This is a genomic window from Exiguobacterium sp. s36 (assembly GCF_018618345.1).
Lineage (GTDB): Bacteria > Bacillota > Bacilli > Exiguobacteriales > Exiguobacteriaceae > Exiguobacterium > Exiguobacterium chiriqhucha.
The window spans coordinates 796,351-821,671 of sequence record NZ_JACSLW010000001.1; the positions used below are offsets into that span (position 1 = coordinate 796,351).

Genomic DNA, 25,321 nt, shown 5'->3' on the forward strand with positions numbered 1-25,321 from the left:
AGTGTTTATTCGAATTAATTAAAGTTTTCAAAAGTAGTTCTAAATCAAAATAGCTTACGAATTAAAAATGGATATTAAAAGAAAAATACGAACAATTAATTACAAAATAATTATATAATAACTATATAATGGAATCTATACTATTTTAATAGGGTGGGATACTTATTGACGACATGGAGCAAAGACCAACTAGTGTGCGCAAGTTGCCGATATTGGGGCGGCCAACGCAACGTAGATTTTACTGCCAGCTTTTTCGAGACCAAGGAAGCGACCGGAAGATGTAACGGCCCGTATAGCGGTAGCATGAGCGGTCTGGATACTTTCGAAGGAGCATCTTGTCTGAAATGGGAAACCGTACGTACATCATGAAATGGAGGCTGGTACATGTATAAATTGTTAAAAAAAGCGATCTCATCTAAAAATGAAGCGCTGGCCATTAGACTATTCGAGTCGATTGAATTAGACGATTACCACACTAAGCAATTACTTCGTCTTGCTTTACAATATGATCCAAAACTCGCCCCATTATTTTTATCGTATGAAGATATCGGTGATTTTCAAATATGTGCCGAATCCGGGCATCTCGATTTGGTCGAAATGTTCTTCGCAAATGGGATGAATGCGAACAGTACTACCAAAACCGGGCAAACGATTTTAACCGAATTGGTGTTTCGGAATAATACTCATGTTGAAGTCATTCAGTCCTTGCTCAATCATGGTGCAGAAGTTGAACGTATCGGTCGCTGGGGAGAAACGTCGCTCCATTTCGCAGTGAGTTCTAATCAACTTGAACCTGCTCGACTTATGATTGAACATCTGCGTCGATTAAATCCTCAGTATACGCTGCCAGACGATTTGCTAGACTTCTTGCCGAATCGATTGCGTCCTGAAACCGTCGATTTCGTCATCGAACAAGGAGGGCGTGTCTCTCACAAAGCGATATATCTTTGCATTTTTGATGAGAACGAAATGACACTCCAACGCATGCTACGTTATCCGGTGGCGCCGTTCAGACTACATGATTCATTTAATTTTTTGGCATTCTCGCTTCACTGTGGACGCCCCTCAATTTTTAAGAGAAAGTTTTTAGAATGTCTCCCCATCCAACGAGATGAACGAACATCGTTTTGCGCTAATTTAGCAATGGTCATGATTGACTCGGGCTATTTGAACCTTTTGCCACTCATGCTTGAACAAGGCATCGAAATAAATTATGTGCCTCCGAACGAAGCGGAGACACTGGTGGACGTGTGTCTGAGCAAAAGTGAAAAGGGCTGGGCACAACGTTTTCGCGATATGGGTGGGAAAACGTATCGAGAACTCCATCCCCCAGAGATTGTTCCGTTTCCAAAATAAATGAAGACGTCGTCCTTCATCCAATGATGAGGAACGACGTCTTTTTTATGGTGTAACGATTTGACTCTTTTGACTAAACCAATGTGCTAATTTGATTCCTTGCTCGACTAAATCTTCATTTGAATCAACCAATCGCTGTAACGCCTCTTTATCGTAATCACCTTCAACTTCCCATACACCATCAACAATAAACAGTGTAGTCCCGTTTACCGTCATTTCACTGTAATCGTTATAGTATACCTCTTCAACAGTGACTTCTGGGCTATGTTCAGCCACTTCAAAATAGATTGGATTCGCATGTGACCCTTGCAAACTTACACCATTCAAACGCTCCATTTGCCACGCATTCTTGCCTTGTAAAGTAAAAACGTGTCCTTTGTCCGTCAGCATATTATCATATCGGATTAAATAATAGCGCCAATCTCGATCTCCAGACCAATCATCTATGACTTGTTTCAATCTCGCACTTACTTCACCCTCAATCTCTAACAAGTAATCGATTAAACGGTCTAATACAAGTTGAAGTTGCTTTTCTTCCTCTTGTTCATCTGTCCCAAGCTGATTTGTCCAAACGTACCCTTTGTACTTCGTCCCTCCAAAAACATAACGTGGCCCTAAATTTGATCGCCCTATGACTAAATCGAAATCTTCTATCGCCAACATTGCTCGGGAAACCTGGGCCGGCGATGCTTCTAACAACTCAAAAATTAATTCTGCAGCAACTTCTCCATGTCTCATGAAAGCTGGAAATACACGATGCGTCAATCCTTTTAAGATTGGATGATTTTCCAATTGATACATTAGCGATTTAAATTGCGGATATTCAGTCAGCCAAACTTGTTTCTCTATCTCATGTTCAATCACACGTGCGTTGAAAGGTGTTTCCAACCGCTCTAATCGTTCGATAATTGTGCCATCTTTTGTTATAAATTGTTTGATTTGTTTATATAAAGAACCGAACATTTCGAACCTTAAGTTTGAGTTATAAACGCCTTGGTTGTTTTGTCGTATTCCTTCAATTACATTCCTTAGCACTCTTACAAGTTCAATATTTTCATTTAATTCGTTTTGTCGAAGCAATAAGATCGCATAGACGATAAATTGGTCTTCATTTGATAGTTTTCCAGTAAGTAGGCGTGTCAATAAGTCTTGATTAATCAACGGAATTGATTCTACATATTTTTTAAAATCTTGAACCATCACATCTGCCGATGACCAAGCATCGAGCGCATCAAATAAAAATCGAACGGATTCACAGTCTTGATAAATCACTTTGAATCGTTCAGGGATTGTCACGGATGTAAATAAATCTTCCTGATCATCGAATTCAGAATCACTTTCCTGTAAAACCAATATGCTTGAAATAAAACGAAATAGGTTTAAAAATGCCGAATCAATCGTTTGTGTTTTTAAATCACGATATGGCCAAAGTAAATCCGACCATTTGACTTCAACTTTCTGTGCAAACTCTTGCTGTTCTTCGATCCACCCGTTTTTTTCTAACATCTGTTCAAACTGTGCTTTAAAGTGCTCGAATGCAGTAAGTGGTTTTCCACGTGAGTTCATTTTGATGTATAAACTTTCATCAAGTTGAAACGTATCCAAATCAAGATAATGAAAAGTGACATTTGGCTCTTCAAACTCTAAATCCGGAAATTCTGACGCTGGAACATCTTTAAAAGTTTCATTAATCGTATCGAGCATCGTCAGTGCACCTTGAATCGTCGGATCATTCAACCATGCCTCTTGAAACCATTTTTGCTTGTGGATGACGCTACTTAAAGGTTGATTCGAAATTTCTACAATTTCTTTATCTCGTAAAGCATTGAAAAAATCGCGCGCACTAATTCTCGTTTCATACGTAAAATGATATAAGTACGAAGGAAGATTTGATTTTCGATATTTCCCAATATACCAATAGAGGAGAAATAACGTCGTTAATCGTTGTTGACCATCTAAAGGTCTAAGCGCACCTTCACGGACAGCTCCATATATGAAATCAAAATCTAATCCTTTTTGATAGAGTGTTGCTTGTTTAAGTTGCTCGACAATCTCTTGACGAACACGCGTCGCATGGACATCCCTTCGCCCTTGCGCATAGTCTCGTTGAATCATAGGAATCAGAATTGCTTGTTCTGACAAGAGCGATTTAAACGTGTGCATGAGTACCCTCCTTAAAGTAAGTGTTTAACGTTTCGACGATGCCATCCACATAATCTTGTTGATCTGTCGATGCCCAATACTCAAAATGATCTGGTTGTTTTGAATAGTACTTCCAAAACGCTTTTCTTGTCGCAGGAGGCACGTATCCGCCAGCTCTTTCGTGTTGCTTCAAAGCCTCAAATTTAATGGGATAATAGTGATTACCTAGTATCGTATTCACCCTTCGGTCAAGTAACGCTAAATTCCCAACACTATGAATGTCTTCTCCTTCAAGGAACAAGTGTTTATTCTCTTCTTTCAATTCGTTCTCAACTTGCTGAACCATATTCTCGAATTCGACCCGTTCAAAATCGCGATCCAACATTTCTTTTATGTTTTCAGTTAATTTCGATTGTACGAGCGGTTCTATCAGTTTAAGCGCATCACGTAACCATTTCTCCCACTGCTTTCGGTTATTGAGCTCTTCAGTTTTTTGTGCATGAATATGTTCGAGAGACCAATGCTCTTTCGCATAATGATCAAAAGGAAATCTATGTGTATCTCGCGCCGAACGCATCTCCTCTAAGATATTGAAAAAGAGAAGCACGTTTTGAATCGCACGATTATCTGTGCCATACCGATAATCATTTATAACTTTAAAATCCTTTGGAAGAGTTGCTCGAACATACTGACTTAATGTATCGATGAACTTCTCTTTTGAATCAATAAAATCGCTATCATATAAGGTAATCAAATTCGGAATCGAATAAGCGTTTGTTTTCGCATGCAATAGGTATCCAATGAGATGATACGTCTCCCTATGCGCGTACCATTCTCGAAGACGTGCAAATAATAAACGGGTTTTTTCCCAAAAGTCTTCATGTTGCGTCAGCTTATAAAATGTATGGAATGGGTCAATATCTGCTGATGTTTTACCGACTATGATGTCAAATAGAAATTCAATACGGTTCGTGTACGTAACTTTCGGTTCGATAAAATACCAAAATGAATCATCTTGTAGCGTTTGCTCCATCTCTTCCCATTGTAAAGCGAGTTCTTGCCGTTCGCTGTTGAATAGCGGTTGGAGAAGTGAGGCTTTAATCAACTCGGCGTTCGTCAATGGAATTTTCCCAATATTTAAACGCATGAACAACTCATGAACATCCATATCTTCCTTTATTTCATACCAGATGACTTTTGTATGTTTTCCAAGAGTGATATAGAGTTCACTGATGATGGTCATTTCATCGACTTGCTTTTCCTCGATCCATTTTTTGATTGTTAAATAGGCTTCTTTGAAATAATGGTGATCAACATCTTTCGCTTCTTCTTGCACGTAATCTTTAAGGGAGGCTAGCATATGTTGGCTTTTCGGTCTCGTCTCATATGAAATTGAAAATGTAGGGAACCCTAAACATTGAAGTAGAATGGAAATCGTCGTCAATCGTTGTTGCCCATCGATGACCTCAAAATTATTTTCTCCACGCTTCCTCACTACGACAGGCTGTAGACAATAGAATTGATCCCCTACGCGCTCACCCATAAATTCATATAGATCATTTAACAAATTGTTAACTTGCTGATCATCCCATCGATATCCTCTTTGATAGGACGGGACAAAGAAATGTGACTTCACTCCGATATCATTAATGCTTATTAACCTTAGCGCTTCCATATTTTTAGACCCCTTTACAAAAATATTATCCTTTTTACATTATAAGGATTATACAGAGGTTGAGCTTTACTTTTTTTGTTTATGGTACGAATAAGTTTCTGTATTTTTTTCCAACATAAAAGCTCATTATGCAATTGCATAATGAGCTTCATATTTCACTCCACCCCAAACCGATAAACCGTCCTCGAGTGATATAACTCCTCCGGTTTCAGTTCAATCGATGTGGCGATGTCTGGATGGTTTGGTGCGTCTGGGAACGCTTGTGCTTCTAAACAAATCGCACTGTGCTTTTGCCGTCCCTCGAGCGTGACTGGTGTCTCTTCACTGAGGAAGTTCGCCGTATAGACGACCATGACCGGTTGGTTCGTCTCGACGTCCATCACGCGTCCGCTCACTGGATCGTGCAACCGGGTCACCCCGTCCTTCAAGATGAATGGGTGATCCAGCCCACCAGCCTTCACAATGGCTTCGTCCTCCGACGAAATTGCCTCACCGATTGGCTTCCCGTCACGGAAATCGAACGGTGTCGCTTCCACTTCAAGTAACTCACCCGTCGGTAAAGACTCGTCATCGAGCTTCGCCACGTGCTCGGCCGGCAGCGTCAACACATGGTCATGAATCGTCGGTCGTCCGCCGAGATTGAAGTAGTTGTGATGGTTCAAGTTGACCCACGTCCGTTTGTCCGTCTGAGCCGTCATCGTGACGACGAACTCATTGTCGTCCGTCAACTCATAGACGACTTTGAACGTGACGTTGCCGGGATAGCCTTCTTCCCCATCTGGGCTTACATACTTAAAGTAAATCGCCTGCCCCTCGACGTCCATGTCCCAATGTCGGGATGTGATGCCGTCGTCTCCGCCGTGGATATGATGCGGGGCCTCGCTTGGGGTCAAGGCCACACCATCAATCTCCGCATTGCGAATCCGTCCGGCGATTCGTCCGACGACGGAACCGAGATAGACCGGGTTCTCGAGGTATTGCTCGGGATTGCCATATTTCAAAATGACGGAGTCCATGTTCCCATCACGGTCCGGTGCCGTCAACTCGGTCATGGCACATCCGTATGAAATGGCAGACAAGCGCATGCCGTTCTTGTTTTCAATCGTTGCTTCTCTCAACTGGCTCACCTACTTCGATTAGAGTCTTAACTATGCTACTTGTTCCCTCCCTTTCCGTTGGATAATCCCATCAAAAAAACCGCCACAATCTCGTGGCGGTCGAATCGCTTATTGTTGGCTACTGTTGCGGAGAATGAGTTCTGTCGGCAATACGACCTTTTTGCCGATTTTCCGGCCGTTCAATCGTTCTAGCAACAGTTCGACGCTCGTCTCTCCCATCATCTCCGTATGGACATGAATCGTCGACAAGGCTGGATAGACGTACTTCGAGACACTAATATCGTTGATGCTGATCATCGAGACGTCGTGCGGGACCCGGACCCCTTTTTCATGGAGGGCACGCAGGGCACCGATTGCCAACGTATCGCTCGCAATCAGTAATGCTTTCGGCACCTCGTCTTCGGTAATCATCGCATTCATCATCCGATATCCGTCGTCCGCCAAAAACTTACCGACCATCATCCGTTCCGGCAAGAAGACGTCGTGATTTTTCATGAACTGGACATACGTCTGTTCCCGCGCATCCGCAAAAATTTCGGACCCGTCGCGTGACGTCTCTCGTCCACCGATATAGCCGATGTCCGTCACCCCTTGATGCCAAAAGTGATGGAGAATTTTTAGTGTCGCCTTCGAAAAATCAGTCACGACAGAATCATAACGCTCGTCTTCAGGCGTGTAGTCGACGAACACGATGGCGTCCGCTGCTTTTTTCAACGACTCGATTTCTTGATGGCTGTACTTTCCGACCGCGATAATCCCTTCTACATTCGCTTGGCTGACGTCTTCCAACTGTTGATACGTGTATTTTTGAACGTCGAGACCTTGTTGGCGACAGGCATTTTCAATGCCATGACGAATGGCCATATAGTAAAGATCGTTCAATTCTTCTTCTTCCGTGAACCAGTGAACCAAAGCTACTTTTTGGACGCGTGTCCGTTTGGTACCCTTCTTTTGATAATCCATTTGTTCGGCGATCTCAAATATACGTTGTTTCGTCTCTGCCGTCACCGACAGAGATGGGTCCAAATTGAGTACACGCGAGACGGTCGCGATGGACACGTTCGCTCGCTTCGCTATGTCTTTAATCGTAGCCATGTGCTTCTCCCCTATACTAGTCCGTCGTCACCTGGTATACCGTTGTCGCCCGATACGTCTCTCCGGGAGACAAGATGGCGCTTGAGGTAGTGACTTCATTGATTTCATTTGGTAACCGTTGTGCTTCAAGACAAATCGCCCCGTATTGTGGGATGATTGCCTCTTCTACTGTAATAGTGCCATCCAATTGATTGCCGCTATAGACGACGAGAACCGGCAAGTCCGTTCGCATCGTTAATCGACGCCCGGTGTCGCGGTCATGCAGTGTCGCTTGAGGCGACTCGTCTGTCTCGTTCAAAAAGAAAGGATGATCATACCCGCCTTGCGCGTGCTCTAATTGTTCATCTAGTCGATGAAAACCGGATCCGAGTAGCCGGGGCGAACGAAAGTCGAATAAGGTACCTTCGACCGGGATTCTTTCACCTGTCGGAATCGAGTCTGGTCGAATCGGTGCGAACGCGTCAGCCGCGATGCTCAGTTCTTGCGCCGCCACCGTTTCACCGATTCTTCCAAGTTGGAAATACGTGTGGTTCGTCAGATTGCAGACGGTCGGTTCGGTCGTCGTCGCTTCATATGAAATGACGAGCTCCCCTTCATCCGTCAGCTCATACGTCACTTGAACGGTGAGTTCGCCTGGGTAGCCTTCTTCAAGATGTGGGCTCGTCCGCGTCAACACGAGCGTTTGCTCGTGTTGCTCAACCTGCCAGATGTGGCGATCAAATCCTTGAACCCCACCATGAAGGTGATTCGCGCCATCATTTTTGGCCAAGCGATACATCTCATTCTCAATCCGGAACGTCCCATCTGCGATTCGACCCGCGTGACGCCCTATTATCGCTCCAAAATACGGCGAGTGCTCGACATACTCCTCGATTGTGTCAAAACCGAGGACGATATTGGATATTTGACCGTCACGTTCCGGTACCATCCAACTTCGAATGATTCCGCCGTAGTTCAATACAGAAACGGCATGATTGTTTTGGTTAAATATAGTATATTCGAAAATTGGTTCATTGTTCAAATGCCCGAACAGACGCCGCATCCCGCAACCCTCCTTGTGTGTGCATCGAGTCGATGAAACGTTTCACGCCCTCGTATCCCGTTTTATCTTGTTTATATACGCCGCAATCTTCTAAACCTTTCAAGAACTTCCGACCGACTTGTTCGTAAACGAGCGTCTCGACGTCATGCGTGGCCATTTGTTTTAATGAATCCGCCCACGCTTGATGCATCGGTTCGACCGATGCCGGACGTCCCTCCACATAGCGGATGACTTCTCGTAACTCTGCTTTCAACCGTGCCGGCAAGACCGCGAGTCCCATCACTTCAATCAATCCGATGTTCTCTCGTTTAATGTGATGGACGTCCTCATGGGGATGGAACAGCCCCATCGGATGGTCTGCGGTCGTCCGGTTGTTGCGGAGAACGAGATCGAGTTCGAACGCATCCCCTCGGTGACGCGCAATCGGCGTAATCGTGTTATGTGGCTGATCCGTTTCAGCGAGAATATTGAGCGATTCATCCGAATAGACCCGCCAATGAGCGAGCACGAGCGTGGCCGCTTGAATCAATTGCTCTTTCTCCATTCCTCGCAGACGGACGACCGATAATGGCCATTTTAAATATGTCGCCTCAATCGAAGGGAACGCTTTGAGCTCCAGCGGGAATAGTTCCTTGGCCCGGGCCATCGCAAAATCGTAACACCCTCCTTGGTAATGGTCGTGCGACAAGATGGAGCCTCCGACAATCGGCAAGTCGGCGTTCGACCCGGCGAAATAGTGCGGGAACTTGTCGACGAAATCTAATAAGCGCTCGAACGCCCCTTCATCGATGACCATGTCCCGATGCTCTTCCGACAATAAGATGCAATGCTCGTTGTAATAGACATACGGCGAGTATTGGAAATACCACGGTTGTCCGCCCAAACGAATCGGGACGACACGGTGATTCGTACGTGCCGGGTGGTCCAATCGGCCAGCGTATCCCTCATTCTCGACACATAGGAGACACTTCGGATAGTCGACCAATCCTGCAGCTGGTTGCAGCAATTTTTGTCGCGCGATTTCAGCTGGATCTTTCTCTGGCTTCGACATATTGATAGTGATATCGAGTTCTCCATATGACGTCGCGACTTGATACGAGATGTTTTTGGCGATTCGTGCCGTCTGAATATAGTTCGATGCTTGAGACAAGTGATAGAAGTAATCGGTCGCTTTCGTCGGTTCATCAAAGTATTTAAGTTGGAACATGTACTCCAAATCAGACGGTTTTGGTAAAAATACATCCATCACTTTAGCAGCCAAAATCTCTTTCGTTTCCAAGAAGTCCTCAATCAGTTTCTGCCGCACCGCTTCCTCTGTGATGTGATTCAACAGCTCAGGAATGCTCCCATCGCTACGTGGGACCTCAGCCCACGTGACTCCTAATAAATCGAATAGGCGGTTGCGACAATAGACGATGTCACGACTTGTAATCAACTCTTGACGTTTCGCCTCATCAATCAATCCTTCGATATACGTATTCATCAAGACGTCACGCCTCCCTTATAGCCGTTCGGATGCGCCCGGTGCCAATCCCAAGCGTCTTGAATGATCCGTTTCACGTCAGTGCGCGATGGTTCCCATCCAAGGATGCGTTTCGCTTTCGCCGACGACGCGATGAGACGCGGCGGGTCACCTGGCCGACGCTCTTGTTCCACGGCCGGAATCGCATGACCGGTAACGGCCCGCGCTTCTTCAATCATCTCTTGGACAGAGAAACCGTTATTTGAACCGAGGTTAAACACCTCGCTCGCCCCGCCTTCTTTCAAATAGTCGAGCGCCAAGACGTGCGCCTGAATCAAATCCTCGACATGAATGTAATCCCGGATGCATGTGCCGTCCGGTGTCGGATAATCCGTCCCAAAAATGGAGATCGCCTCACGCTGACCGTTCGCGACTTGAAGAACGAGTGGCAGCAAATGCGTCTCTGGATGGTGATCCTCACCGATGACACCGCCTGCGCGCGCACCGGCCACGTTGAAGTAACGGAGCGAGACGAATCGTAATCCATGCGCCGCCTCTGTCCACTTAATCATTCGCTCCATCGCGAGCTTCGTTTCCCCATAGGTCGACGTCGGTCTCGTCACGGCTTCCTCCGTAATCGGCATCACGTCTTGTTCACCGTATGTCGCAGCCGTCGACGAGAAAACGAGTCGTTTCACGTCATGGGCCACCATCACCTCGAGCAAGCACTGCGTTCCATGGACGTTGTTGTCATAATATTTGAGCGGATTGGTCATCGACTCGCCGACGAGCGAGTTGGCAGCGAAATGGACGACTTGATCAATCGTTTCTGTCACGAACACATCGCTCAAGAAGTTGCGGTCTCGGATATCGCCTTCATAAAACCGCGCCTGCGGATGAACCGATTCCCGATGTCCCGTCTCCAAATTATCAATCACGACGACATCCTCACCGCGATCCAATAATTGATACACAGCATGTGACCCGATATAACCGGCTCCACCAACGACTAATGTTGTCATCACACTTCCTCCTTCATCCCAAGCTTCATTTCATGTGCTCCTTCACCGATTGAGGCCACATAGAACGTCGGGGCATACCCGATTTCTTCCGAATACCGTTCGGACACCGCTTGACGAAACGAATCAATCGCCTCATCGCGGACGAGGGCAATCGCACATCCTCCAAAACCGGCACCGGTCATCCGGGCCCCGATGGCCCCGTTCGCCCAAGCGGCCTCGACGAGCGTATCGAGCTCTTTCCCCGTCACTTCGTAATCATCTCGAAGCGAGACATGCGACGCATTCATGAGACGGCCGAAATCCTCGAGCCGATTCTCTTTTAACGCGACGAGCGCCTGGAGCGTCCGATCGTTTTCATAGACGGCGTGTCGGGCCCGTTTGACGAGCGTCTCGTTTTGAAGCAGAGAGACGTTCGATTTGAACGTCTCCGGTGTCACATCACCGAGCGACTGAATCGATAGCGTACGTTGCAACTGCTCGAGCGCCGTCTCACACTCGGCCCGACGTTCATTGTATTTCGAGTCGGCCAGCTCCCGTCGCTTGTTCGTATTCATGATGACGATTGAGAGACCATCCAAGTCGATGGGTGCATATTCACACGCGAGCGTGTCGCAATCGAGGAGCATCGCGTGACCTCGCTTGCCCATGCCGATGGCGAACTGATCCATAATCCCACTGTTGACACCAATGTACTCGTTCTCGGCCCGTTGCCCCAGCTTCACGAGCTCAAGTGGTTCAAGGTCGAGTCGCTCGATCACATTCAGTCCAAACGCCGTCGCCAGCTCGATTGATGCAGATGAAGACAATCCGGCACCGTTCGGAATGTTTCCGAAGAACCACATGTCGATGCCCGTGGTGATGGCCTGAGTCCGTTCCTGCAACAAATGAAGCATCGCTTTCGGATAGTTCGCCCAGTCATCTTCTTCCCGGAACGCTAAATCGCCTAGTCGACGTTCAATCACCCCCACTTTAGGAAAGTTCTCTGAATAGAAGCGGACGACATCGTCTTCACGCTTCCGCATCAAGACGTACGTTCCAAACGTAATCGCAGCCGGAAAGACATGTCCCCCGTTGTAGTCCGTATGCTCGCCGATTAAATTGATTCGACCAGGTGCGAAAAAGAGATGCGTCGGTTCTGTCTCGAACGTTTGTTTATACGACGCAATCATTTGTTTTTGATTCATAGTAATCCTCCTCGGACGATTGAGTAAACGCTTTCACAACTCCATTCTCGTCATTATTTTACTAAAAGTCAATGTAATTTTACTAATTAAATTTGTCTAAATCGTTTATTATAGCCATTTAAAACGTTCATATTGCGACATAACTTCCTAGATGAGAATAATTTAATCGTCTGTATTAAATGAAATAAAAATAATAGTTAAATTTTTTAGTAAAAAATATGTTGCATTATTCATTAAAATTCGTTAAGTTTTATTTGAAAGCGGTTACACAATTATTGGAGGAGGATTCATATGAACATGAAAAAAATTGGAGCAGCGGCTTCAACGGGGTTGTTGGTCTTCTCTCTCGCAGCTTGTAGCGGGGGCGACTCTTCAAGTGATAGCGGGAAAACACAAATCAAGTTCATCAACGGTTTCACCGGCGGGGACGGTGCCTTCATGACGAAAATCGTGGACGGGTTCAACTCTAGCCAGGACGAGTTCGAGGTCGTCCAGTCGCAAGAGAAGGATCACTATACGAAATTTAAGTCAGGGAATTACGATTTGGTCGTCATCCACGAGACGAGCCTTGAGACGTACCAAAAAGATCAATTGATTCAAGACGCCGGCCCTTATATGGAAACAGCCGGATTAGCAGAAGATGACTTCAACGCGGCAGGTATCCAGTCGGGTACGGTCGAAGACAAACTGTTCGGGGTGCCGCTCGACATTCACCCGCTCACGATGTTCTATAACGAAGAACTCGTCAGCGAAGCCCCGACGGATTACGAGCAATTGAAGGCACTCGGCGAAACGCTTCAAAGTGAGAACGAGAACCTGTATGCGTTTGGTCTCCCATCGACCGGATTGACGACGTTCTACTTCACGGCCGCCGCCGCGCAAAACGGCATCGACCTTGCGAAAGATGGATATCTCGACTTCACGCAGAGCGACTATGCCGATGCGCTCATGCAGTATCACGACATGGTCTTCAAAGACAACACGTCACCTGAAAAACTCGGCCTCGACGGTGAGTTCCAAGCGTTCATGAAGTCAGCGGATGAAGGGGCCAAACAAACGGCCGTCACGATGACCGGTCCTTGGTACTATCAAGCCGTGAAAGAGAAGTACGCGGACAACCTCGGCATCGGTGCCATGCCGACACTATTCGAAACGGCAGCGACGACAGGTAACGCCCATACAATCTCGGTCGCCGCTTCCGTCGAGGACGAAGAAGTGAAAGACGGTATCTCTGAGTTCTTGAAGTATCTCTACACACCAGAAAACTTGGCGAACTGGGCTGAATCTGGCCAGACACCATCACACCTTGCGACACTCGACTTGATCACGGAAGACCCAGAGAAATATGAGTTGGCTGCGAAGAACCAAGAGCAGCTCGACACATATGTGGCCGCACCGCGCGTCTATCAGTTCGATGAGCAAATGCGTTACATGAACGAAGTCGTCTTCACGAAGTTGACGAGTGAACCAAATCTTACAAAAGATGCGCTCATGAATGAGCTTAAAAAAGCGACGAAAGCCGCTAAACAGATTGCAGATACTCAATAAGCTGAAGGACACGAGGTCAGTGCAGGGTATCCTGCACTGATTTCTTATGAAGGAGGGTCTTCCCCGTGCATATGACGAACAAATCAAAGTGGCTTGGGTTCATCTTCGTTGTCCCATTCCTGGTAAGCTTCCTAGTCTTTTGGTTAGTCCCGCTCTTATACGGCATTTGGATCAGTCTTCACGACTTCCGGTTGTCGGTCGGAAACAATGGATTCATCGGTTTGAAGAACTATGTCGACATCTTGACACCTGACACGATTTATAACCGAACGTTCATGACCTCGCTCAAAAACACCCTCATGTTCATCGTGTTGAGCGTACCGCCGCTCATCTTGATCAGTCTCGGTCTCGCCTTACTGATCGAGCACTTACCGAAAAAATTGAAGACGTTCTTCCGGACCGTCTTTTTCTTGTCCTACTCAATTTCAGTCACCGCCGTGTCCGCCATCTACTTGTGGCTCTTCGGAGCGAACGGTGGGTATATCAACAATATTTTGATGAAGGCCGGACTTATCTCGTCGCCAATCAACTGGACGGGTGACCAACCGTATGCCTGGCTCGTCATCGTCATCGCGACCATCTGGTGGACAATCGGCTTCAACATGTTGTTGTTCGTCAACGCGCTCGACGAAGTCGACGGCACGCTTTACGAGGCCGCTGACTTGGACGGGGCTTCGGCTTGGAACAAATTCCGTTTCATCACGTTGCCAGAGATTCGAAACATCTCGATTTTCGTCATGATCACGACCGTCATCGCCTCATTCAACTTGTACGGGCAATCGCTCCTCATCACACGAGGCGGACCTGAACAGTCGACGAGCTCACTCATCATGGGCATCAACACGACCGTCTTCGGCAACAACCAGCTCGGTGTCGGGTCGGCGATGGCGCTCCTCATGGGGGTCATCATGATGCTCATCACCGGCATCCAATATTGGATCTCGTATAAGAGTGACAAAGACGACGTCGCGAAACCGAGTCGCAAAGAGCGGAATCGTTTGAAACGGACCGTCAATGCCGGACCGACGAACGTCAATCAGCACCCTGCTGCCACAATCGATAAAAAGGAGCGAAAAATCACATGAGACAGAAACGAATCAAATCAGGCATTCTTGTTGCGGTCGCTTCTGTACTCGCCGTGCTCTTTCTCTTCCCGCTCGTTTGGATGGTGTTCACATCCTTTAAGACGCTTAGCGAATCACTCGCGAGTGCCTCGCTGTTCCCACGTCAATGGACGCTTGAGAACTATGCCAGCATCTTCTCGGCCTCAGCCGACTCGAACATGGTCCAGTGGACAATCAACACGGCGATCGTCACGTTAATCGGTACCGTGCTCGTCATCTTCGTCGACGTCCTCGCGGCTTATGCGCTGGCTCGCCTCAACATCCCGTTCAAGAAGGTCATTCTCGGCATCGTCGTCATCGCCTTGACCGTACCGGGAATCGTCACGTTGTTCCCCGCCTTCTATCTGTTCAAGAGCGCGGACCTACTCGACACGTACGCCCCGCTCATCTTGCCGTATTCGGCTGGGACGCTCGGCGTGTTCTTGATTTACAACTTCTTGCGCTCGTTCCCGAAAGAACTCGAAGAAGCGGCTTATCTCGATGGCGCGTCGCAATGGCAAGTCTTGACGCAAGTCATATTCCCCTCGATTAAACCCGTCGTCACGACGCTCGGGGTGGTCACGTTCCTTGCCATCTACAACGACTTCCTCTGGCCGTCACTCGTCACGAACAGCGACGAGATGAAGACGCTCACGCTCGGGGTCGCCACGCTCGTGCAAGGCTCGAACTTCGTCAACCCGGCGGCCATGATGGCCTCGACCGTCGTCGCGACCGTACCAGCACTGATTATCTTCCTCTGGGCGAACAAATACTTCGTCAAAGGCGTCACCAATTCTGGAATCAAGTGAGGCGATGTTAATGCAAGCGACACATCTTCCGATTCAAACCGTGAAACGTACGGATCTTCATATGCGTGATCCGTTCGTTTTTTCGGATGAATCGACACAGACCTATTACTTATTCGGAACGACGTTCGCCGACGGCGTCGGCGACATCGAACCCGGCTTCCACGTCTACACGAGCAATAATCTCGAGGACTGGACCGGACCTTATCTCGCCTTCTCCCCGCCGGCCGGGTATTGGGGCGTCCGTCATTACTGGGCGCCCGAGGTCCATCGCGTCGACGACAGCTATTGGATGCTCGCGACGTGTAAAGGCGGGATCGGCGTCCATCGGGGCACAACGATTTTACAAGCCGATCATCCCGGCGGGCCGTATCACCCGCTCTATAACGAAGCGACCACACCTCGGGATGAAGAGGCGCTCGATGGGACCCTATACGAGGAGGACGGCAGACGTTTCCTCGTCTACTGCCATGAATGGACGCAGCAATATTACGGAGAAATCAAGGCCATCGAACTTGATGCCGGGCGCCCCATCGGTCGACCGTTTCAAATCGTCCGCGCCGGTCACCAGTCGTGGATTCGAAAGTTCAGTGACCCACGCATTCAGAAGGAAGGCTATTTGACCGACGCCCCCTTCTTCTATAAAGCGGCGAACGGGGACCTGCTCATGTTTTGGTCGAGTTATGCCGACGCACATGTGACCGGCGGTGCCGGAGGCTACACGGTCGCCGTCGTCCGTTCGACGTCAGGTTCGATTTTCGGGCCCTGGGTCGAAGATGAGACGCTTTTCCTCGACAAGGACGCCGGGCACTGTAGCCTGTTCCGTACGTTCTCAGGCGAGCTGATGCTTTGTACACATTCCCCGGACACGCCCCACGGGATGGAACGTCCGACGTTCTTTTCGTTAATCGAGACAAATGATGGACTGATGATTCAGTAACCAACAAAGGAGTAGACACTTATGACGATCACACACTTCCCTCGACCACAATTCATCCGGAACGACTGGCAGTCCCTCGACGGCGCCTGGCAATTCGCTTTCGACGATGACAACAAAGGACTCCAAGAACATTGGTTCAAAGGACACGACTTCCCGCTCACCATCAACGTCCCGTTCGCCTATCAGACAGAACGAAGCGGTGTAAACGACCCGAGCTTCCATGACGTTGTCTGGTACGAGCGGACGTTTGACGTGCCGAGCGATTGGAAAGAGCGCGTCATCTTACATTTCAACGCGGTCGATTACGAGACGGCCGTATATGTGAATGATCAATTGGTCGGCACGCACATTGGCGGGCAGACCCCGTTCTCGTTCGACATCACCGACGTCTTGAATCACGGAGAAGAACGCGTCTCCGTCCGTGTGTTCGACCCGTCCACGGATGAGACGATTCCACGTGGCAAACAGTTCTGGCAAGAAGCGCCCGACTCGATTTGGTATACGCGAACGACCGGTATTTGGCAGAGCGTCTGGCTCGAGCATGTGCCACACGCCTCGCTCCAACGCGTCCGGATGACACCTGACCTCGATCAAGGCGAGATTCGACTCGCCTACGACGTTTCGCCCGGCGCGGTCGGACTCACGCTCGAGACCGAGATTTCCTTCCAAGGCGAGCTCGTCAGCTTAGAGCAAACCCGACTCGTCTCGACGACCGGGAAGCGCGCCGTCAACGTCCTGGGGCCGCATATCTTCCATACGAATTTCCATCACGACGGCCGGACGTGGACCCCGGAGAACCCGAACTTGTTCGATATCGTGTTCCGACTAAAAGACGACGAACGAATCGTTGACGAAGTAACGTCGTATTTCGGGATGCGAAAAATTCATACCGAGGGCGGCATGTTCTATTTGAACAACAAGCCATACTATCAAAAACTCGTCCTCGACCAAGGGTACTGGCGTGAGAGCCTCCTCACCCCACCGTCGGACGACGCGTTAAAGCGTGATATCGAGCTCGCCAAAGAGATGGGCTTCAATGGCTGTCGAAAGCATCAAAAAGTCGAAGACCCTCGTTTCCTCTACTGGGCGGATCACCTCGGCTATCTCGTCTGGGGCGAATCGGCTGCATCTGCCTTCTATACAGAAGACGCGGCGGCACGCCTGACGAGAGAGTGGATTGAGATTGTTGAACGTGACTATAACCATCCGTCGATTGTGGCCTGGGTACCACTGAACGAGAGCTGGGGCATCCCGCTCGTCCGGTCGGATGCGATGCAACAGCATCACTCACAGGCAATGTACCACTTGATTCACTCAATCGACGGGACACGTCCGGTCATTTCGAACGACGGCTGGGAACTGACCGTGAGCGATATTTGTGCCATCCATAACTATAATCATGGCCAAGCAGAAGAGACGGAGAAATACGAGGTGTATAAGCAAGACCTCGCGACGACCGAATCGCTCCTCGCCTCACAACCGGCCCGTCGTCGTATATATGCGAACGGCTTCAGCCATCAAGGAGAGCCGATTCTATTGACCGAGTTCGGCGGAATCGGCTACAAGATCGGTGGCGACGCCGGCTGGGGGTACACGTCGGTCTCCGACGGGGAGACGTTCGTGAACGACTACGCTCGCATCATGGACGCCGTCTATGCATCTCGTGCACTTCACGGCTATTGCTATACCCAACTGACAGATGTCGAACAAGAGATTAACGGGTTGCTCACGTATGACCGGGAACCGAAAGTCCCGCTCGAGACGATTCGCCAAATCAACGACCAGTGGCATCACGAAATCCGTTAATCCATCATAGGTGCCTCTCGGGGCACCTTTTCTTCTAAAGGAGGAGCTTATGAATCGAAAAACAATGTGGATTGTCGCCGCCCTTGTCGGTGTGATTGCCATCGTACTCATCGGTTGGTCGCTGACGAGAGCGGATCAATTGACCGAGAGTGATACGTTTAGGAACCCGATTTTACCAGACGGGGCTGAACCGTTCCTGTATGAGCATGACGGATCATACGTGTACACGCAGACGACCGGCAGTAACGTCACGCTTTGGCGCACCGATGCCCCGACCGAGCTGGCGACAGCCGAATCGAAGGTCATCTGGCAACCGACGAAAGGCGAACGGGACATATGGGCCCCTGAGATTCATTTCGTGAACGACCGCTGGTACGTCTACTATGCGGCCGTCATGCCGGGTGAGGTGCACAAAATGTATGTGCTCGAGTCGGCGACCGCGGACCCGTTCTCCGATTACACGGAAAAAGGTGTCATCGAAGACCCATCCGGTAAGTGGGCCATCGATGGAACGATTCTCAAGAACGGCGATGAACTATATTACGTCTGGTCGGGTTGGGAGGGCGACGTCAACGTCAGCCAATACTTGTATATCGCCGAGATGTCCGACCCAATGACGATTTCGAGCGAGCGGGTCGAGTTGTCTCGTCCGACCTATGACTGGGAGTCGCTCGGTGCCCCACCGTCTATCAACGAGGGGCCTCAAATCCTGATGAAAGAGGACCAAATCCATATCGTCTATTCGGCGAGCGGCAGTTGGACCGACTTTTATCAACTTGGTCTGTTGTCGGCGCCTAGCGATGCCGACTTGATGGATCCTAACGCCTGGACCAAGCAAGAAGAGCCTGTCTTCTCATCGAGCGAGGACGTTTTCGGTCCTGGTCACGCCTCGTTTGTGACTTCCCCTGATGACAGTGAGGACTGGATTGTCTATCACGCCGCCCGCGCCGAAGGGAGTGGCTGGACGCGGAACGTACGGATGCAGCCCTTCACCTGGAAGGACAACGTCCCGGTGTTCGGCGATCCGGTCTCGACGGATGAGAGTCTCTCACTCCCTTCAGGCCAGACAGGAGCACTTGCTGTCGAGCTGAATGAATCGATGACAACTGATAGCCCCTTGACACTGCGGTTCGATATCCCAGAGAGCGGACGTTATCAAGTCGTCGCCTATATTGAGAATCAAGACGAGACCCCGCTCACGCTCACGATTGATGACAAAATAATTCGCGGTATGGCCCTTCAAAACGACGGGAATGCGCCGACGCTCACCATGGTCGTATTCGATCAAATTGAGTTACAGAACGGCACCACAATATTTGAGTTGGCAAGTGAAATCGAAATTGACATCAAGCGGATTGAGCTTCGGCGTCGCTAAGACAAGTTCATCATTCGGTCGATTTAATCATAGGTTTAAAACAAAACGTCCTCATCTGCTTATGCATGATGAGGACGTTTTATTCGTAATATTAGTTTTTTTCTGTAGCAACGATACTATCTTTAAAATCACGCACATGGTAGTCATGTTCATACTTCGACAACTCTTTCGCATACGCAAAGTCACCGAACAATTTGTTGATGGTGACGTTACGGTCTACGAGCTGACGGATGACACCGTTGAACAAACCTATTCCTCTCACGTGATTACCATAAACAGATCCGATGGTCGAAACGAGCTCCGACGTACAGACATACTCTTTGTTTTGCGGATGGAATGTGCCCTTGTCCTCATGAAGAATGACCTGTGCCAAAAACTCAGACAAGTTATCGATGTGGATCATACTACGTTGATTTTGATAGCTCGGGAAGAATGGGATTTTCTTCGACAGACCAGCCAGCTTGATATAATTTCCTTTCGATCCCTTTCCATAAATCATCGGCGGACGGACATTCGCGACGAGGAAATCTCGATCCGCAATCGCTTCAAGTTTCTTCTCGGCTTTTAGCTTGCTGTTCCCGTAGAAGTTCGTCGGCTTCGGCATGGTATCTCGGGTAATCATTTGAGCGTTCGAAGCATCCCCGTACACGATCATGCTGCTGAGGAAGATGAACTGTTTCACACCTTCATTTTTCGCCTTCTCAGCAACCTTAGCCGTCAAATCTGTGTTCACTTTATAGTATAAGTCCTCCATACTCTTGTTCGTCGAAACGTGAGCGATTCCTGCAGCATGTAAAATCGCATCGTATCTATCGAACGAGATGTTTTTCCATTCTCCGTTTCGCATCCCTACCGTATCGACTTGAACAGAATTAGCATGATGTGCCTCAATCCATTGTTTGAATGCATTTCCGACGTAGCTATTCGCTCCCGTGATTAAAACTTTTTTCATGTATAGCCCTCCTCAATAAAAATTAACTATGTATTTCCCTATGATCTATAACTAATTTACTCACCTTGAAAAGGGAGTAATCGTTGTTCTTCCCGATGCACCAATGACCTTATGCGGTTGAAATAGAGGGGATTATCTCCTCGAAGACGCAATGATAAAGAGAGGAGCCTTAGAGGCAAGGGATATCAACATCCAAAAAGGTAAAGAACAACGATTATACTCGGTCTTACCTAGGAATCACACCGAGCGCTCAGGAAAGAGCAACTTGATGAACATGATTGACGAACAGATTCGCGAGTGGGAACCGATGATCCATTATGTCGTTCGCCACCTATCCATCCACCCTAACGAACAGGAGGACTGTGCCCAAATCGCCCGGATTGCGTTATGGGAAGCGTTAAACCGCGGCTGTACCTTATCGAAGACGTACTGCTTCCAACGCATCCGGGGAGCGATACTCAACCACCAACAAAAGAACGCCCGCCATTTGAAACACGAAGTCGCAGCTGAACGAATTCCAGAGACGTGTATCGAGTCAGAACGTCGATTCCACGACTGGCTTGATGAGCAAAAGGTGTTGCTATCGCCTCGCCACTTCGAGCTCCTTTGCCACCTCATCGACGGGACCGAATCGACACTGCCTTATTCCCCAAGCCGGCTTCGAGCCTATAAGGCAGATGTCCAACGTGAACTTCGAGAGGCCATCCAAACGAAGGAGTGATTAACATGGAAAACATTTTGTTGCAAGACGCGATCGAGCTGTATATGGAAGATTTAATTGTTCGTCGAGAATTGCCAAAGACGACTATTAAAACGTATCGAAACACGTTGTGCCGATTCGAGAATTTCGTTGCCCAACGTAATGTCCTCTATTTGCAGGATGTGACCTATCTCGAACATGCCTTACCTTACAAACTGTCGCTTCAAGAGAAAGGTCTATCGAATTGTACGGTGCGTGCCTATATCATGTCAGTCCGTTCGCTCTTTACGTTTGCCGTGCAACAAAAATGGATCATGGATAATCCGTTCGCCCAAATCATAACCAAAGACGGCGTGCAAAAGAAACCGAACGTCATCACCAGACAGCAGTTAAATCTAGTATTGTATCAGGCTAAAAACGCGACGTTATATGCCATCTATTTAGCCGGAGGTGACGCTGGCCTTCGGATCAGTGAAATTCTCGATTTAGAAATTTCTCACCTCGACTTTGAGAACAACGTTTTGTATGTCAACAAAGGCAAAGGTGAGAAGCAACGCATCATTCCGATGAGAACCCGTCTAGCAAAAGAGCTCAAAGACTATATCGAAAAAGACCGCCCTAAGTTCCCGAATTCACCTTACGTGTTTCTCATGAAGAGTGGCCGACAAGTACGTGCCAACTATGTCAACGAGGATTTAAAAAGCATTTCGGAGAAGTACCTCGACATACATTTGACGACTCATATGCTGCGTCATAGTTTTGCCACCTCGTGTTACCGAAATGGAGCCAGCTTAATGGTGATCCGTCAATTGCTCGGCCATAAACATATCCAAACGACCGAGCGCTACTTGCATGTGACAGACAAAGAAGTCCGAGATGCGGTCAACGACTTGGAAGATTGAAAATATGGCAGCACGGGGATTCGTTCCTCGTGCTGCCATATGATTAGTCACGACTGTATAAATCGCGCGTGTAAACTTTATCCGCGACATCTTCAAGTTCTGGATGTAAGCGGTTTGTGACGATAACGTCAGCTGTCTCTTTGAACTTCTCAAAGTCGTTGATGACAGGTGAATTGTAGAACGATTCTTCTTTTAGAACCGGCTCATAGATGACGACTTCGACACCTTTCGCCTTGATACGCTTCATGATCCCTTGGATTGACGAGGCTCGGAAGTTATCCGAATCGGTTTTCATCGTTAAACGATAAACACCGACACGTTTCGGATTTTGCTTCAAGATTGACTCCGCAACAAAATCTTTACGTGTGCGGTTCGCGTCAACGATTGCTCCAATGATATTGTTCGGCACGTCCTCATAGTTGGCAAGGAGCTGTTTCGTGTCTTTCGGCAAGCAGTAACCACCATAACCGAATGACGGATTATTGTAGTGTGATCCTATGCGCGGATCGAGACCGACACCTTCAATGATTTGCTTCGAATCAAGACCGCGAACTTCTGCGTACGTATCAAGTTCGTTGAAAAACGCGACACGCATCGCCAAGTATGTGTTCGAAAACAATTTGATGGCTTCAGCTTCAGTTGAGTCAGTTAATAACACTTCGATATTTTCTTTGATGGCAGCATCCTTTAATAAGTTCGCGAACACTTCAGCACGCTCTGACTGCTCACCGACGACGATACGTGACGGATAAAGGTTATCATGTAATGCTTGGCCCTCACGTAAAAATTCTGGAGAGAAAATAATATTTTCTGTATCGAACTTCGCTTTAACTTCGTCTGTGTATCCAACAGGAACAGTCGATTTAATGACCATGATGGCATTCGGATTTATTTTAACCACATTTTCAATTACAGTTTCGACAGTCTGTGTATTGAAATAATTTCGTACGGGATCGTAATCTGTCGGCGTTGCAATAACAACATAATCTGCTGAATCACAAGCCTCTAACAAATTTTCAGTAGCCAACAAATTAAGACTATTATTTTTTAAACAAGATTCAATATCCTTGTCAACAATCGGAGATTTATGGTTTCTGAGCGTATTAATTTTCTCTGTTGATATGTCGTAGGCTACAACTTCATGATAACGCGATAAAAGTACAGCTATAGACAAACCTACGTATCCAATACCAATAATACCAATTTTCATTAATATCCCTCTTTTCGAGCTACTAAAGTTTATTTAACATAACCATTTTTCTTTTTACTCAAATCAATTACCATTTGTTTTTTTTGATTTTCATTGATGCCACCGTCCAGGGTCCATTTTTCGTCATAGATTGGAGAGTCAGATAGTTCATTTTGATGGTGAGCAAGGTATTTATCAGTTGAACTGATTCTTTTAGCTGGATTCCCTACTGCCAAAGAATTATCAGGAATATCTCGTGTAACTACACTGCCACTTCCTATAATTACATTCTCACCAATTTCTACTCCTGGTAGTACGATTGCACTCGCTCCAATAAAAGTATTGTTACCTATCTTCACTTTTCCAATCCTAGTATAATCTAATCCCTTCTTTGTACTCGCATCATGCGCTAAAATGTGAACACGAGGAGCTAAAGTGCAATTATCTCCGATTTCAATCAACCAGCAATGGGAATGATCGATAATGACTTCTGGACCGATATGAACATTGTTACCAATCTTCAGTCCCATTTTTTTGTATTTATCAATATTATTACCATATTTATAATAGATTTTTTTCAATATTCCTCTCATTACAATCATCACCTGACTCTAAAGTATTTGTAACAAATATATTTTGCTGATAGTTAAAAAAGTAACCAAAAGCCAAAAGCAAATATAAAACAAAATTCATATTATTCTTTACTCCGAAAGAATTGTAAGAAGATAGATATATTACAAAAAGGATTAAAAGAAAACTGTATCTCGATTTATATATTAAATAGAGTAAGAATATCAAATATATAAACATGAAGTAGCTTAAATCAAAATACAAAATAATCCAAGGATTTTCTAAAATAATCGTATTATATGCATCATATTTAATTTTTATATTTTCTGTTGCATAGCCTAAACCGTTTAGCGAAACATGGCCAAGATTCTTAAAAAAATAATCAACTAATATCAATCTAGCTTGCGAAGAATTGTCTTCGAACCCTATTCGATTTAGAAGTGTATTTCCAAATGAGGTCGTAAAGAGAACTACGGTTGCAATCATAAGAGAAAAAAATGATACACCAAGCGATTTTATTTTTTTCACATCAATAATATTTGAAGATTTTTCATTATAAATCATGACCAAAATTGCGATTAAAAGTGCAGCTCGAGATCCCGTTAAAAAAATACCAATTAGCATGATGAGGAGTAAAATGTATTTATAAGTTTCTTTTCGAATATTCATATGAATAACAATCATAGTAAATATAAAAACTGCAGCATTATCTAACGGATGTCCAATAATAGTTTTTACTCTGTATCCTTCTCTTGAGACCGAATCAAACCATAATGCTCCACTATTTTTAAAACCTACTTCAAATACATTAGATTTAAATAAGTATTCACATATCGCATAGACAACTATTAAAACGCTTATTATTATATAGATATTCAAAATTGATTTAATCTTCGTAACCTCAATCTGATCTTTGATTACAAATAACACAAAGAAAGTTCCAAATGGTAGAACATAATTGTGTAAAAGTAAGGAAAATCCACCTCCGTTTCCTGATAATAGAGATAGAATAATAACGATAAATACCATAGATATAGTTAGTAAAGGAATTAATATATTTCTTTTCTTAGTGTGAAGCAACCATTTTAAAGTTTCCAAAAAGATAATGACAATTAATGAAATTGCAAAGGGGTGGATGCCTAATATGTTTTGAGTATTCTCACCGTAAAAATCCATCAAATACAAATCATCAGTTAATAACAATGATATATACATTATAGGAATAACACTTAAGTATAGAATATGTTTTCCACGAATTTCAGAAACTAAAAACAATACTATTCCAATAAAAAAAAATACATTTAACAATAAAATTTGATCTATCAAAACAGTTC

General features: G+C 46.6%; 21 protein-coding genes. 9 read left to right on the forward strand and 12 right to left on the reverse strand.

Features of this window, described 5'->3' with window-relative positions:
- Positions 1–384 precede the first annotated feature (384 nt).
- Entirely contained in the window at positions 385–1,356 is a 972-nt protein-coding gene (locus KNP95_RS03960) for an ankyrin repeat domain-containing protein (RefSeq protein ID WP_214835546.1), read from the forward strand.
- 45 nt (positions 1,357–1,401) lie between these two features.
- Here the strand turns inward: KNP95_RS03960 and KNP95_RS03965 are convergent, their stop codons facing one another.
- From KNP95_RS03965 to KNP95_RS04000, 8 genes are all read right to left on the reverse strand, one after another.
- Complete coding sequence (locus tag KNP95_RS03965; RefSeq protein ID WP_214835548.1) at positions 1,402–3,519, reverse strand: DUF262 domain-containing protein; 2,118 nt, start codon at positions 3,517–3,519, stop codon at positions 1,402–1,404.
- Complete coding sequence (locus KNP95_RS03970; protein WP_214835550.1) at positions 3,506–5,173, reverse strand: DUF262 domain-containing protein; 1,668 nt, start codon at positions 5,171–5,173, stop codon at positions 3,506–3,508. The genes KNP95_RS03965 and KNP95_RS03970 overlap by 14 nt, the downstream gene beginning before the upstream one ends.
- Positions 5,174–5,328: 155 nt before the next feature.
- Positions 5,329–6,291, reverse strand: coding sequence for an aldose epimerase family protein (locus tag KNP95_RS03975; protein WP_214835552.1), 963 nt, complete (start codon positions 6,289–6,291; stop codon positions 5,329–5,331).
- A gap of 108 nt (positions 6,292–6,399) precedes the next feature.
- Positions 6,400–7,386 carry a LacI family DNA-binding transcriptional regulator gene (locus KNP95_RS03980; RefSeq protein WP_214714280.1) on the reverse strand — a complete coding sequence of 329 codons (987 nt, stop codon included), beginning with the start codon at positions 7,384–7,386 and terminating at the stop codon, positions 6,400–6,402.
- Between the two features lie 16 nt (positions 7,387–7,402).
- Positions 7,403–8,428, reverse strand: coding sequence for an aldose epimerase family protein (locus tag KNP95_RS03985; RefSeq protein ID WP_214835554.1), 1,026 nt, complete (start codon positions 8,426–8,428; stop codon positions 7,403–7,405).
- Positions 8,397–9,911, reverse strand: a complete 1,515-nt coding sequence (locus KNP95_RS03990; protein WP_251138454.1) for a UDP-glucose--hexose-1-phosphate uridylyltransferase — start codon at positions 9,909–9,911, stop codon at positions 8,397–8,399. Before KNP95_RS03990 ends, KNP95_RS03985 begins: the two co-directional genes overlap by 32 nt.
- The gene (gene galE, locus KNP95_RS03995; RefSeq protein ID WP_214835558.1) at positions 9,911–10,912 is read right to left on the reverse strand and encodes a UDP-glucose 4-epimerase GalE; all 1,002 of its coding nucleotides are present in this window, start codon (positions 10,910–10,912) and stop codon (positions 9,911–9,913) included. Before galE ends, KNP95_RS03990 begins: the two co-directional genes overlap by 1 nt.
- Positions 10,912–12,096, reverse strand: coding sequence for a galactokinase (locus KNP95_RS04000; protein WP_214835560.1), 1,185 nt, complete (start codon positions 12,094–12,096; stop codon positions 10,912–10,914). Before KNP95_RS04000 ends, galE begins: the two co-directional genes overlap by 1 nt.
- Positions 12,097–12,387: 291 nt before the next feature.
- On the opposite strand from KNP95_RS04000, the gene KNP95_RS04005 reads away from it, so the two are divergent.
- The 6 genes from KNP95_RS04005 to KNP95_RS04030 all read left to right on the forward strand — a co-directional run bounded on the left by KNP95_RS04005 (position 12,388) and on the right by KNP95_RS04030 (position 19,674).
- Complete coding sequence (locus tag KNP95_RS04005) at positions 12,388–13,644, forward strand: type 2 periplasmic-binding domain-containing protein (protein WP_214835562.1); 1,257 nt, start codon at positions 12,388–12,390, stop codon at positions 13,642–13,644.
- A 71-nt stretch (positions 13,645–13,715) separates the two neighbouring features.
- Positions 13,716–14,729 carry a carbohydrate ABC transporter permease gene (locus KNP95_RS04010; protein WP_251138490.1) on the forward strand — a complete coding sequence of 338 codons (1,014 nt, stop codon included), beginning with the start codon at positions 13,716–13,718 and terminating at the stop codon, positions 14,727–14,729.
- Positions 14,726–15,556, forward strand: a complete 831-nt coding sequence (locus tag KNP95_RS04015) for a carbohydrate ABC transporter permease (protein ID WP_214835566.1) — start codon at positions 14,726–14,728, stop codon at positions 15,554–15,556. Before KNP95_RS04010 ends, KNP95_RS04015 begins: the two co-directional genes overlap by 4 nt.
- A 10-nt stretch (positions 15,557–15,566) precedes the next feature.
- On the forward strand, positions 15,567–16,493 hold the full coding sequence (locus KNP95_RS04020; protein ID WP_214835568.1) for a glycoside hydrolase family 43 protein: 927 nt from the start codon (positions 15,567–15,569) through the stop codon (positions 16,491–16,493).
- Between the two features lie 21 nt (positions 16,494–16,514).
- Positions 16,515–18,299, forward strand: a complete 1,785-nt coding sequence (locus tag KNP95_RS04025) for a glycoside hydrolase family 2 protein (RefSeq protein WP_214835570.1) — start codon at positions 16,515–16,517, stop codon at positions 18,297–18,299.
- Between the two features lie 49 nt (positions 18,300–18,348).
- On the forward strand, positions 18,349–19,674 hold the full coding sequence (locus tag KNP95_RS04030) for a glycoside hydrolase family 43 protein (protein ID WP_214835572.1): 1,326 nt from the start codon (positions 18,349–18,351) through the stop codon (positions 19,672–19,674).
- A gap of 91 nt (positions 19,675–19,765) precedes the next feature.
- Here the strand turns inward: KNP95_RS04030 and KNP95_RS04035 are convergent, their stop codons facing one another.
- A complete protein-coding gene (locus KNP95_RS04035) occupies positions 19,766–20,626 on the reverse strand; it encodes an NAD-dependent epimerase/dehydratase family protein (RefSeq protein ID WP_214835574.1) in 861 nt (286 codons plus the stop codon).
- Between the two features lie 268 nt (positions 20,627–20,894).
- Here KNP95_RS04035 and KNP95_RS04040 point away from each other — a divergent pair, with 268 nt between their 5' ends.
- Positions 20,895–21,347, forward strand: a complete 453-nt coding sequence (locus KNP95_RS04040) for a sigma factor (RefSeq protein ID WP_214835576.1) — start codon at positions 20,895–20,897, stop codon at positions 21,345–21,347.
- 5 nt (positions 21,348–21,352) lie between these two features.
- Positions 21,353–22,228 (forward strand): tyrosine-type recombinase/integrase, encoded by an 876-nt coding sequence (locus KNP95_RS04045; protein WP_214835577.1) that lies wholly within the window; start codon positions 21,353–21,355, stop codon positions 22,226–22,228.
- A 43-nt stretch (positions 22,229–22,271) separates the two neighbouring features.
- Here the strand turns inward: KNP95_RS04045 and KNP95_RS04050 are convergent, their stop codons facing one another.
- The 3 genes from KNP95_RS04050 to KNP95_RS04060 are packed head-to-tail and all read right to left on the reverse strand — an operon-like array spanning position 22,272 to position 25,313.
- Positions 22,272–23,438, reverse strand: coding sequence for a nucleotide sugar dehydrogenase (locus tag KNP95_RS04050; RefSeq protein ID WP_214835578.1), 1,167 nt, complete (start codon positions 23,436–23,438; stop codon positions 22,272–22,274).
- Between the two features lie 29 nt (positions 23,439–23,467).
- Entirely contained in the window at positions 23,468–23,998 is a 531-nt protein-coding gene (locus KNP95_RS04055) for an acyltransferase (RefSeq protein ID WP_251138455.1), read from the reverse strand.
- The gene (locus KNP95_RS04060) at positions 23,979–25,313 is read right to left on the reverse strand and encodes an O-antigen ligase family protein (protein ID WP_214835580.1); all 1,335 of its coding nucleotides are present in this window, start codon (positions 25,311–25,313) and stop codon (positions 23,979–23,981) included. Before KNP95_RS04060 ends, KNP95_RS04055 begins: the two co-directional genes overlap by 20 nt.
- Between the last annotated feature and the right edge of the window lie 8 nt (positions 25,314–25,321).